We start from the raw sequence: 12,441 nt of genomic DNA, 5'->3' as shown, positions 1-12,441 counted from the left end.
TTTTGAAGTTTGGCATACGAAGCGTTCCTGTTTCGATGCCTGATTTTATCAAAAAACGCCTGTTTTTGAGAGTTTTTCTACAGCTTCAACGCCCAGCACAGCGGCTGGCAAAGCTGGCACGTAATTGCGAAGCAATTTGAGTGACAGGTTTGACAGTCCGTTGCTGCTGCTTGTTAACTGTATTTTCTTTTAAGCTCATTTACCCAGCTTTTCAGTTTTGGAATTACTACTTCATTCTCTGACTCAAAACCTTCTTCATCAAAGTAGCCCTCCATCTCAATACGATGCTGCCAGTCCCTTGAATCTCGGATCACAGAATATGGAATACCTTCAAGTGCCTCTATAGCAGTAGCAAACCGGTCTGCAAATGCATCTCGATTTTTTCGTGAAGCATCATACTCTTCGATATCATTAAGCAATCTATCTAATATTGTTTCGTTAGACATCCGTTCTCTAATTCTTGCGTACAGTTAACGCTCGCCATCACAGGCGGAAAACTTGGAGCGAAACGGAGAGTTTGACGTCCAAGTGGATGGCATTGTTAGGTCATTATTAATTTTGGCATTTCACTATCATTATCTGGCGCTCTATGCTGATAGCTTTTTTCGATAGAGGTGCCAAGTATTTCTTGTACGGCTTTTTGCACATTCTCTATCGCCTGAGGCGCTACCGCTAAACCACCGTTAAAGTGACTGTCTTATTAACTTTCTGTAGCGTAGCGTGACACCGCAAAACGGGCAACGCTGCGGCGGTCCAAGCTGCCACAGCAGCTGATGGTTGAGCGGCTTGTTACGACTAATCTCCTTCACCGTCACTACCACCTCCTAATCCGGAGTCGTTAGAGTTAGAGAATATTTCGCCAATATCAACACTCAAACAGACAGCCACACTAACACTTCTTTAAAAATTAGTGTGACTGTTCAATTATTTTTCTCGCCTCTACGGTGGTGGGACGAGGCTACCTTATGTTTATCAGGCTTTAGTTCTTTTGATAGGCAAAAGACAAGACCTGACCCCATTCCTGTTTTTTACAACTCATTATTATGTGAATGTTGCCTTTTTATACCATTACCGTTCACATTAGTGGTTATCAACTGGCGTTTGATTGCCATTGCCAGTGCTGAAACTCTTTACAACTACACTAGCTGCTGGTGTTCTCATTACCATTGAGCCTTTCTTTGTAAAAAGCGCTATATACTCACTTGATTGAGAAATAAGAATACCTTCGTACATTTCTTCGCCATTGGCACTTATAAGCTTGTGGCAATTATTCCATTGGGTATCTGCGTTTTGATAGCAGCCTTTTTCTAGGTACTCTAATCGCATTTTTTCTGTTTTGGCTACACCTGTTTTATATGCCATTGTGGGAAAAATAAACCAAAGCGCGAACAAGTATACGAGGGCCAACAATATTGACGATAAGGTATAAGAGGTTAAGCCTACAATGCTCACCGATTTTGAAAAGTCGTTATTACCCCAGTGCAAAAAAGAAAGTACGCTGAAATACTTATGAAAGAATGGCGTTAATTTATCCTTTTTGGCCAATCGTATAAGCTTTATTAAGCCGTAGAAAAACGCTGTTAGCGCAGAGATTACTGCTACTGTTAATAGATTGTTCGGCCAAACGAGCAAGCTCACCAAAAATTCTCTTAAAGAAATACTCAGCTCATGTAGCCAGAAGCCTATGGTGTAATAGGCATATACATAAGCATCCTGCATGGAAAATGGGAATACACTCCCGTTTACGCCCAGTGCCGATAGCCTTCCAACGTAATAGTTTAAGCCGATTAGATAGCCTGCTGGAGCTAGTAGCGTGAGCGCTGCTAAAAGTAGGGTAATTCTTTTGGTGGTTATTTCGGTGTTGTTGGGCATAACGTCCTTTTTTTGTGTTGCAATAGAATATTGAATGGTACTGTTTGAAATAGACGAAAAACAATTGAGCGTTTAGAAGTAACCCATTTTTTCTATTGTTTCAGGGGAGGGGGTTAAAAATAGATCTGTCCCCTTTATTGCTGAGGCAGGGGAGGGTTGAGCCTAGGCATGTAAAACGAAGACCCAAACCCTTTAAATTAATGACAAAACCTAGAGCAGTGTTAAGGCAAGAGATGTTCGCGCAGAGCGCTTAACTTAGTGCCATTCGACTCTGACCCCTTTGATTTGGACCCCTTTGATTTGACTCTGACCCCTTTGATTTGCTTTCCCTCTATGCTTTCCCTTGTTAGATTTAACCCGTAGCTTTGTATGTAAAACGATTCCAAGGATATTTTCCGGTACTTTTTTGTAAGTATATAGCGCATGCATTACTTGATAAAACTGAAAGTCGCATACAAATCTGAATATTGCGCTCAACTTCTGATTTCGTAACACTTTTGCTCGTTTTCACTCGGTGAGCGATACTTCCTCTTAGTGTAATCAAATTACTAAGAGACTCTACCGCTTTCTTTTTAGTCTTTCCTTTCCAGTGCCAGCTCGAAGAAATACTTTTTAGACCTATGAGTTGCAAAAATAGCTCGTCAACTTGTGATTGCCTAGGAGTGTTTAGTTTCCCTATAAAACGACTAATTACTTCTTTTCTATGGTCTGCTAGTACGGATTTCCAACCATCGCCGGAAAGAGCCCAAATATCCTTTTTGTTTGCGCTGTTTAATAACTTCTCCGAGGCACAAACCAACACTTTTGAGGGAAATACATCTGGCGTATCTGCCTCCTTAAACATGAAGTCAAATGACGCCTCAGCCAGGTCCTCAACGAATGCTTACCACATAGCAACGAGCAAAACAATTGCGCTCTTATTAAGGACTTCAACATCTGGTCTATAACCAGGGGATGACACAGAAATTTCATGCCGAATGTCAAGAAGCCTTTGTATTTCCTCAAGGTTTGAACGCAATTTTTCTACATGAGGAGGGTCAACTTTATTCTTCTTTATGTTCATGCTCCCTCACAACCTAACAGCTTATTCATAAGCCTTTGGCTTTATATCACTTTGGCTTGTTAATTACTGAGCCTTGATAATTGCTAAAGGCAAAATGGTTTAGTTTTCAATATGCTACCAGAACTACTTAAAAAGTCTCTCCTGAATTAACAAGCCTGGGGGTTATGTGTTCTTGGCTTGTTAACTCGGAATGAGAGTTTAAAAATACAAATAAATCAATTAGTTACATGCCGAGCTTTTTGTTCAATAGCCTGAGGCTGCTGAACACGGGATGTCTCTACACCACTCCAACCCGCTGATAACTACTTAGCATCAAAGTTGCACCGCAGAAGACTTCCCCCTCTACCCGGGCAACGATTGATCCCCTACACTGGATGCTTTCATACCTTTACTATTCTTCCACGGCCATGGCATGTCCTCGCAAACCCAATCGATACTTTTCGCACTGATTACCATTTTACTCTGGAGCACATTGGCGCTGCTGGCGAGCTATCTGGTGCACATTCCTGCGTTTCTGCAACTGGGTGTGGCCCTCACCAGTTGCGGTCTTATCAGTCTGGTGAAATGGCGCTACTGGCGGGTGAATCTGCGTACATTGCTGGTCGGTGTCGGCGGTATTTTTGGATATCACTATCTGCTGTTTATGTCGTACCGGTACGCGCCGGTGATAGAGGCCAACCTGATCAACTACCTCTGGCCACTGTTGATCGTGGTGCTCACGCCGCTCTATTTTCGTGATAAACCCTTACGTTTCTATCATGTATTGGGAGCATTGCTGGGTTTTGGCGGCGCCTTCCTGATAGTCAGTGGCGGCAAGCTGGCACTGGATAGCAATCACCTGAGCGGATACCTGCTGGCCTTTGCCGCTGCGTTAGCCTGGAGCAATTACTCCCTCGCCTGCGGGCGCATTGGCGCTTTCCCCAGCGCCGCCGTGGGTGGATTTTGTTTCTGGTCAGGCTTGCTGGCGTTGGCTCTGTTCGGCGCTGAACAGGTCATCTCACCAACCACCGTTGCACTGACAGGCAGTGACTGGATGCTGATGATTGCCCTGGGTGCCGGGCCTTTGGGTATCGCATTTTTTACCTGGGATATGGCCATTAAACGCGGCGATACCCGTATCGTCGGCGCCCTGGCTTATACTGCGCCGATGGCCTCTACCGGGTTATTAATCCTGTTTACTGACAGCCCGGTACGCTCCACCACCTTGCTGGCTATGCTGTTGATTATTGCCAGCGCGGTGGTCGGTTCCTGGGAGCTGTTTGCCCGTAAGCGTTAACACCGCCAGGTGAAGTGTTTTCAACTACGCAGAGGCTTCTTGATCACCTGATGAAGCCTCAATTTAACGCGCTAAGTTTTACGACGTTGCTGCAACGGCGCTGGGTGCCCCATTGCCATTGGGGCGGCGACTGAGCCAGAACATCGCCACAAACAATCCCAGCCCTAACAGATTCAGTACCAGTAATTCATGGGGCCACAACAGAGCCAGTGCGGCGACCGCGCAGAGCGCACGCATCCAGAGTTTCAACGGCCCTTCCAGATAACCCTCCATCACACCGACGAAGGCATACAGCCCCACCACGGAGAAGGCAAACACTGTGATAACCTCGTCCCAGCTACCGCCAATCAATGGCGTATAGGCGAACAGCAACGGCACCACGTACAAGCCTTTGGCCACCTTCCAGGCGGTCAGTCCCGTCGCCATGGCGGGAGTTCGAGCGATGGCGGCCGCGGCAAAGGCAGTCAGGCACACCGGAGGCGTCACGTTACTGTCCTGGGACAACCAGAAGATGATCATATGGGCGGCCAATAGCGCCATCGACAATGTGGCCGGGTCGATCGCCATCTCCAGCAACTGGCCCTTGAAATCGGGCGGCACCACTGCCAGCAATGCCTGGGCATCGGCCATCGCCATCGGCTGGCTCAACAGGGCAGCTTTGTCCATATCCACCAGCATAAAGATGCTTCGGGCCATCTCCGGCAATTGACCACTGGCGATCAGCTCCAGTAGCTGTTGCTCGGCAATCAGGTTATAGAGTGCGGGCGCCGACAGGGTCGCCAGTACAATATAGGAGGCGGTAACCGGTAAGCCCATACCTAGAATCAACGAGGCCAGGGCCACCAGGAAGATGGTGATAAACAAACTGCCACCGGCCCATTCGGTCACCATCAGGGAGAAGGTATTACCGATGCCGGTCATCGCTACGACGTTGACGACCAGCCCCACCGTGATCAGCAGCATGGCGGTGGTGGCCATATTTTTCGAGCCCTGGGCCAGGGAGTCCAGCACATCGCGCAGACCCATCGGATGCCTGGATAGCCAGGAGCTGGCCACTACCGAGATAATCGCCACCCCGGCGGCGTAGGTGGGAGTAAAGCCCTTGATCAGCATGCCGACCAGCACCACCAATGGCAGGGCGTAGTGCCAGCCTTCCTTGAGTACTTCACGCAGGGGACGGGTATCAATCTCAACCGAATCGGCATGGCTGCGCTGGGCTTCGACCCGCACAAAAAAGCCCACCGAGAGGAAATAGAGCAGTGCCGGCAGGGCCGCAATACCGATGATCTGCACGTAGGAGATCTGGGTGTAAGACGCCATGATAAAGGCACCGGCCCCCATCACGGGTGGCATCAACTGGCCACCGGTTGAGGCCGCCGCCTCAACACCGGCAGCAAAACGTGCGGGAAACCCGGCGCGCCGCATCAGCGGAATGGTAATGACGCCGGTAGAGACCGTATTGGCCACGGCCGAGCCCGACACCGACCCCATCAATCCAGAGCCCAGTACGGCCACAAATCCCGGGCCGCCAACAAAGCGCCCTGCCGCGCATCGCGACAGCTCAATAATAAAATCGCCGGCCCCCGACTTCACCAGAAAGGCGCCGAACAGAATAAACATAAAGACATAGGTCCAGGAGATGCGGGCGATGGAGCCAAACATACCTTCCGGGGAGAAAAAGCTACGAAACATCACCGTTTCCAGGCTCAACCCGGCAAAACCAAAAACACCGTCAATATAGGGGCCCCACCAGAACACATAGGTCAGGGCGAGCACCGTCATCACCGGAATAAACCAGCCGGTACTGCGACGCACCATCTCCAGGGCAATAAAGATAGCGGCGGCCGAAGCGACCCAATCGGCGTTAACAAATTTCACGCCGCGATCGTACAACGCATCTTCGAAACCGATCAGATAGGCCGCGCAGGCGATAGAGGCCAGCCCCAGCAAAATGTCCAACAGCAATACCAGATTACCCCCCGCGCGACTGCGAGTGGATACCGCCGGTACCATCAGGGCACAGATCAGTGCAAAACCGCCAAAGTGAATCGCCGAGACCCAAAGTTCGGACAGCGTGCCCAGGGTATTAAAGTAGATATGCGCCAACGCAAACCCGATGCCGATCCAATAGATCAGCTTGCCGGCCAGAGAGTCTTCGGAGCGTTTAGTTAGCTCAAGGCTTTGCAGCTTTTCGGATACGTCCTGATCGAGATCGATGGCGTCTTTGCTCATTATTATTCTCCAGGCATTGGCTGCCTTAATTTACGGCCGTACAGCAACAGGGAATGGCAAAAAATGCCAGCCCCGAAAAAAGAGTATATCGGTATCAAGACGGCTCCCGCAGTCGTCAGGACCGCGGGAACCGCAGAGGTGTTGTCTTACTTGGTCATCAGGTGAGCAGGAATATCAATGCCCACTTCCTTGTAGTAACGCGCCGCACCGGGGTGCAGAGGCACAGGCAGACCGGCGATGGCTTTTTCGATCGCCATGGCCTTGGTGGCCTTATGGATACCGTTGAGGAAACCCAGGTTCTCGTAGATGGTCTTGGTGATCAGGTACACATCCTGCTCGGGCAGATCATCGCGCACCGCGAGGAAGTTTGGCTGAGCAATGGTATTGACCGCCTTGGTCTGGCCCGGATAGGTGTTGGCAGGAATCTCGTAACGGGTCCACAGCTGATAGTTGCCGTTGGCCTGCTTCATCTGCTCATCGCTGAAATCCAGGTGAGTGATCTTGTCGCCCATGGCGGCATAAGCACGGGTCACGGCACTGGTTGGCACGCCAGACGGTGTATTCATACCCACCACGGTACCGTTTTGCAGAGCGTCCGCGCTGGGGCCGTAGCCCATGTAGGCCAGATCCATGCCGTCGGCATCGATACCCAGGCCACCCAGAATCTGGCGACCGGAACCTTCGGTACCGGAGTTTTTCTTACCAATGGAGAATTTCTTGCCGGCGAAGCCTTTGAGGTCATCGATGGTACCCGATTTGGCCATCGACTTATCAACCACGAACTGCTCGACGTTTTGCCACAACATGGACACCGAACGCAGGTTCTTTTGTGGACCTTCAGACTTCAGCTTACCTTCACCCGCCCAGGCCCAGGCACCGTAAAGCCCCTGAAGAATGGCGAACTGGGCTTCGTTTTCACGCAGCAGTTTGACGTTTTCACCAGAGCCGGCCGAGTTAATCGCCGACATAGAGATCTTTTGCTTGGGCTCAAGCTTAACCTTGGTCAGGGTCGCAATCGCAACACCTACCGGATAGTAGGTGCCACCGGTAGAAGCCGTAGCGAGAATGTAAGAGCGTTTTTCGGCGGCCTGGGCAGTGAGCCCCAATGTGCTGGCGCCAGTCATAGCCAGAGCCAGACCAATACCTTTGATAAGCGTACGTTTGCTGAATTTCATTGTCATGCTATCCCTTTTTTATCCATTTTTGTTGTTAGCTGTTTTTCTATTCCACGCTGCCGAAGCAGTGATTGTACAGTCGTCAAACTGTCGCAAAACAATCCCGGGAAACAAAGCAAAGGCAGTGCCAAAATCGAGCACTCTCCATAACCAATTAATAAATAAGCATTTTTTAAATTCACACAAACACCTACAGCACCTCATCGGCAAGATCTTGCTGATAGGCAAAAAATGGCTAGGCGTAATCTTGCTTATGTCGAGGCGAAGGCAACCAACAGATAGCTGACGGGCAACGCGCCCAGATACAAACCCAACCCAAAAACGGCATGGGTCGTCAGGGTTTTCAAGCGAGCGAACCAGGGTCTGGGGGCTTTGGACGACGCCAGCCCAAAGCCCAGCGCCGGCTGCATCAGACAGAAGGGTATAAGTGCGGTCACCAGCCCAATCGCCATCGCAGGAGCTAAGGTCGGCGCAAAGAACCAACCCTCGAATGCTGGCAGCAACAGTACCAGAGCAAACAGCACGCCGATCTGATAATGGGCAAACCAGCCCAATCGACATTCCCGACCTTTTCGGGGAGCCTCGGCAATACTCCCATGGGTGAATACACCGCTGGGCATATAACTTATCCAACGCCCTAACAGGCAATAATCCAGTGAGGCAATGTTGAAAGCCCGCCTGAGCAACCAGGCCCACAGATCCATCAGCAGGGTCGCCCCCAAACCGACCCCAACCGCAGCCAGCACTAGCAAAACGCTCACGCATCACCTCGCTGGTCTAACCACCACAGGGTTTCCTGCACCTCATCGAGCCCCTTCAGACCAGCCTTGACGCGATTTTTCTCGACCTGGGTCAGCTGGTAATGCCGGCCGTAATGCCGCTCAATCTCAGACACCGTTATGGAAAATGGAGGTCCGGCAAGCAACGCTTGCTGGTATTCGTAACAGACCAACAACTGCGGCGCCCGATTTGTGGTTTCCATCAGGTGCTGGCAGTAACGCACCCGGTCTGACGAAGTGAGCGCCACCAACGCCGCCCGGTCGTAGATGGCATCCACCGGACCCAGAACTGACCGGGACAGGTGAAACAGATCACCGACAAAGATATCGATGCTCTCTCCACGATAAAGCACAAGGTCGCCGCAGCTGGAGATCTCGGGCAGGATATCCAACGCCTGAAATAGCTGCTCAACGGCCAGTTCGCTCAACTCCACCCCGACCACCCGATAACCTTTGCTCAACAACCAGCCAATATCCTGTGTTTTGCCACACAGAGGCACAAACACCCGGCTGCCCGGAACCAGGTTAAGCAGGCCGATGTGTTGCTGTAAGTAAGGGTTCACCTCGCTCTCATGAAAAGCTATCTCGCCCTTCGCCCACCGTTGATGCCAAAAGTCTGCGTTCATCTTCGCCTCCTGAATCTGTTAACTGCGCTCCAAGCAAGGCTTGATAACCAGAGTTGCCCTAGCGCTTGTCTCGAGACTAGGATACAAGCTCAAGTCGGCTTTAAGTCAACTCCAGATCAAACCCAAGTCAAAGCCAGCACCACAAGGACAGATGATGGACATTGCTCAGGTCGCCAAAGCTTCGGGGCTAGCCGCCTCCACGTTGCGCTATTACGAAGAAAAAGGGCTCATTCAATCCACCGGCCGCCATGGTTTACGCCGCCAGTTCGCAGCCAATATCATCGAGCGCCTGGCTCTGATCTCCCTGGCCCGCAACGCCGGCTTCTCACTGGATGAAATTGGTCAGCTGATGACACCCGGAGAAACCGAAATTAACCGCCCGGCACTGCTCAACAAAGCCGACCAACTGGACAAGCAGATCAGGGAACTGAGCGCCATGCGAGACGGCCTCCGTCATGCCGCCGCCTGCACGGCGCCCAATCATTTCGAATGCCCGAAATTTCTACGGTTGTTGAAAGTGGTCGGTAAAAAACGCGCGCCGCGTAAAGGCGCGCTCTAGTCGGGAATACTCAACCTCCAAGCCATCCTAGGGCAGCGCCGCCACTTTTTGCTGAACTTAACCGAAGTGCCCAGGGTCTTACCCTGTTATTGCCATATCACTTTGCTGTCTGATCAAACAAGGAGAACTGCGCGTATGACGGATATGAATAAACTGCTGGGACAACTACTGGGCAGCGGCGCCGCGGGTGGCTTTGCCGGTGGTTTGGCCGGAGGCTTGGCCAGCAGCCTGCTGACCAGCAAATCGGGTAGAAAGCTGGGCAAGAGCGCGCTAAAAGTGGGCGGGGTTGCTGCCGTCGGAGCCCTTGCTTATACCGCTTACAAACGTTACAGCGATAATCAGAACGCCGGCACGGCGCCCGCAGCCACTCCGCCGCCAGTCGCCGAGATCACTCCAGCCCCCGCCGGCTCCGCTTTTATGCCAGCGATCGAAAACCAGGCGGCGAATGAGGCCCTGGGCTTAACCCTGATTCGCGCCATGATTGCCGCCGCCCGGTCCGATGGCAGACTCGACGCCCAGGAAAGCCAGGCCATTTTCCAACGCATCGAAGCTCTGGGACTGGACGCCGAGAGCCAAAACATTCTGGTTCAGGAGATGGGTCACCCCGCCGATGTCGATGCCATCGTCAACAGCGCCACCTGCCCCGAAGTCGCGGCCGAGATCTATATTGCCTCGTTGCTCGCCATTGAAGTGGACTCGGCCGCCGAACGCGCCTATCTGTCGATGCTGGCTGCACGCTTGCAGCTGCCACCCGGTCTGGTCAGTGAACTGGATGCTCAGGTCGAGGCGCAAAAAAACGCTGTCTGACAGCATTACTACAATACTTTGCAGCCAAAGAAACAGGCACCATCGAGTGCCTGTTTCTGTATTCAGAGTTGTCTTAAATACACTTTCCTTGCCATCAAGATAGGGACACCCAGCGTAATCCCCCACCCTAGTAGCAGCACGCCACTCTGAGCCCAGCCAGGCAGAATTGAAGAATGCGGGCCGGCGAGAATCAGCACCGCGTAAAAGCAAACAAAGCCACAACTAAGGCACCTCTGATTAATTCAGATGAACTCTGGCTTTCAGGCGAATCCAGAATCGCGACACGCCTTTGCAGTAAGGTCAAGACCTTTCAAAAAGGCGTAACAAAGAGGCTGGATTCACCCGAAAGCCCCGTAGGGCGGCCCTAAAAATGCTTTTTCTCGGTGTTGAAGCCCTTGTCCAGGTCTCGAAATGAACGGCGAGCTTCGCCTTGATAAAAACCATTTTTAGGGTCCGCAGAGATCTATCTGAATTAATCAGAGGTGCCCTAACCAGTGCTACGATATAAGTAACCATACTCAACAGCCATTTTTTCAACGCACCCCTCCATAAAATTCACGCAACCTTTGCACAGAAAGCACTCAAGATTATCGCCTGGGTCGCTAACGTTGCATTAACAGATGTTTCGCCTGCTCACCCACGGTTTTTACCGCATCCATAAATCGGGCATCTTTGGCCTCCGCAAAATTAATCCGCAGACAGTTTTGGTACTTGCGCGAGGCTGAAAACAACTCGCCGGGAGCGATACCTATATTAAAGGCGGCCAGCTTGTCATTAAGCGCTTTGGCCTTGATGGAACCGGGCAATTCGATCCAGAGCCAATAGCCACCCTGAGGATCCGTCATCTTTGTCCCCTCCGGGAAGTACTCCTCGACCTGGCGCAAGGCCTGCTGTTTGTTGACCTGATAATAGTGCTTGGCCTGATGCAAATGCTTGTTGTAAAAACCCTGAGCAATAAACTCGGCCATCGCGATCTGCGGCAGACTGGTCGAGCACATGGAGGTAATAAATTTGTAGTGATTGAGTCGCTTGGAATAACGGCCCGGCGCCACCCAGCCGATGCGCAAGCCCGGTGCTACGGTTTTGGAAAAGGAGGAACACATCAACACCCGCCCCTGGGTATCCATCGATTTCAGGGTGCGAGGCCGCGGTGACTGATAGCTGAGATCGCCAATAATATCGTCTTCGATAATGGCAAAATCATGCTTTTCGGCCAGGGCTAACAGCTTGGCCTTATGGCTGTCGGGCATCACATAACCCAGGGGGTTATTAGTGGTAGGAATCAGCTGCAGCACCTTGATCGGCCACTGCTCCAGCGCCAACTCCAACGCCGGCAAACTGATACCGGTTTGCGGGTGGGTCGGGATTTCCAGCGCCTTCAGGTGATTCGCTCGCAGCGCCTGCATCGAACCATAAAAGCTGGGAGAGTCGATGGCGACAATATCCCCCGGCTGAGTCAGCGCCCTCAGGCTCAGGGACAGGGCTTCCTGGCACCCGGTGGTAATCAGAATATCATCCGGATGAACAAAGCAGCCGGACGCCTGCATCACCCGGGCAATCTGCTCACGCAGGGGAAACCAACCCAGGCCCTTGGCTGGCGCGTAGACCTCCTGGATGTTCATCTTCAAGGCTTGCCCCATCAACCGCTGCAAGGGACGTAAGGTGGGAAATTCCGTGTGAGGTGTGCCACTGCCCAGCGCGACAAACTGATCGGTATTACTGGTTAATGTCAGAGTCAGTGCGGCCTCCCAGTCGGGCACCTCGACCGGCTGCTGGGCCGGCTGGCTCGCCTCGGGCTGGCAGACTGCCCGTTGCTGGGCTTGTACGTAGTAACCTGACTTATGGCGACTGGCGATCAAGCCAATGTCTTCCAACCAGCGATAGCTTTCCTGCACCGTGGAGATACTAACGCCGCGCTCCTGACTCATCGCTCGAATAGATGGCAACTTCTGCCCCTCTATGTAGAAGCCCTGCTCGATATGCTGTTTAAGCTCACCCGCCACCCGTTTGTATAAATTCATAAGACCGATTTCATTGATATGACAGGGCTAG

At 51.7% G+C, this 12,441-nt stretch carries 11 protein-coding genes; 3 read left to right on the top strand and 8 right to left on the bottom strand.

Translation table 11 applies throughout. The features are described from left to right. Nucleotides 1-173: 173 nt before the first annotated feature. The 3 genes from MIB40_RS12660 to MIB40_RS12650 all read right to left on the bottom strand — a co-directional run bounded on the left by MIB40_RS12660 (nt 174) and on the right by MIB40_RS12650 (nt 2,716). Nucleotides 174-446, bottom strand: a complete 273-nt coding sequence (locus tag MIB40_RS12660) for a hypothetical protein (RefSeq protein ID WP_249694791.1) — start codon at nt 444-446, stop codon at nt 174-176. Nucleotides 447-1,080: 634 nt separating this feature from the next. After that, complete coding sequence (locus MIB40_RS12655) at nt 1,081-1,872, bottom strand: hypothetical protein (RefSeq protein WP_249694782.1); 792 nt, start codon at nt 1,870-1,872, stop codon at nt 1,081-1,083. 352 nt (nt 1,873-2,224) lie between these two features. Then, nucleotides 2,225-2,716: a HEPN domain-containing protein gene (locus MIB40_RS12650; protein ID WP_249694779.1), complete on the bottom strand. Its 492-nt coding sequence runs from the start codon at nt 2,714-2,716 to the stop codon at nt 2,225-2,227. A gap of 631 nt (nt 2,717-3,347) precedes the next feature. On the opposite strand from MIB40_RS12650, the gene MIB40_RS12645 reads away from it, so the two are divergent. Then, complete coding sequence (locus MIB40_RS12645; RefSeq protein WP_249694777.1) at nt 3,348-4,211, top strand: DMT family transporter; 864 nt, start codon at nt 3,348-3,350, stop codon at nt 4,209-4,211. A 78-nt stretch (nt 4,212-4,289) separates the two neighbouring features. Here MIB40_RS12645 and MIB40_RS12640 read toward each other — a convergent pair whose 3' ends face one another. From MIB40_RS12640 to tmpT, 4 genes are all read right to left on the bottom strand, one after another. Beyond that, on the bottom strand, nt 4,290-6,443 hold the full coding sequence (locus tag MIB40_RS12640) for a TRAP transporter permease (RefSeq protein ID WP_249694776.1): 2,154 nt from the start codon (nt 6,441-6,443) through the stop codon (nt 4,290-4,292). 146 nt (nt 6,444-6,589) lie between these two features. Continuing rightward, nucleotides 6,590-7,618: a TAXI family TRAP transporter solute-binding subunit gene (locus MIB40_RS12635; RefSeq protein ID WP_249694774.1), complete on the bottom strand. Its 1,029-nt coding sequence runs from the start codon at nt 7,616-7,618 to the stop codon at nt 6,590-6,592. Nucleotides 7,619-7,869: 251 nt separating this feature from the next. Next, nucleotides 7,870-8,379 (bottom strand): DUF2938 domain-containing protein, encoded by a 510-nt coding sequence (locus MIB40_RS12630; RefSeq protein ID WP_249694773.1) that lies wholly within the window; start codon nt 8,377-8,379, stop codon nt 7,870-7,872. Next, a complete protein-coding gene (gene tmpT / locus MIB40_RS12625; RefSeq protein ID WP_249694771.1) occupies nt 8,376-9,023 on the bottom strand; it encodes a thiopurine S-methyltransferase in 648 nt (215 codons plus the stop codon). The genes MIB40_RS12630 and tmpT overlap by 4 nt, the downstream gene beginning before the upstream one ends. 151 nt (nt 9,024-9,174) lie before the next feature. Between tmpT and MIB40_RS12620 the strand changes: the two genes are divergently transcribed. After that, on the top strand, nt 9,175-9,582 hold the full coding sequence (locus MIB40_RS12620) for a helix-turn-helix domain-containing protein (RefSeq protein WP_249694769.1): 408 nt from the start codon (nt 9,175-9,177) through the stop codon (nt 9,580-9,582). Nucleotides 9,583-9,717: 135 nt separating this feature from the next. Next, a complete protein-coding gene (locus tag MIB40_RS12615) occupies nt 9,718-10,389 on the top strand; it encodes a tellurite resistance TerB family protein (protein WP_249694767.1) in 672 nt (223 codons plus the stop codon). Nucleotides 10,390-10,991: 602 nt separating this feature from the next. Here the strand turns inward: MIB40_RS12615 and MIB40_RS12610 are convergent. Further along, complete coding sequence (locus MIB40_RS12610) at nt 10,992-12,410, bottom strand: aminotransferase-like domain-containing protein (RefSeq protein ID WP_249694765.1); 1,419 nt, start codon at nt 12,408-12,410, stop codon at nt 10,992-10,994. Nucleotides 12,411-12,441: the final 31 nt, after the last annotated feature.

The sequence above is a fragment of the Aestuariirhabdus haliotis genome, from assembly GCF_023509475.1.
Classification (GTDB): domain Bacteria; phylum Pseudomonadota; class Gammaproteobacteria; order Pseudomonadales; family Aestuariirhabdaceae; genus Aestuariirhabdus; species Aestuariirhabdus haliotis.
The sequence above is the reverse complement of the archived record's forward strand: the minus strand, read 5'-3'. Positions and strand labels throughout refer to the sequence as shown.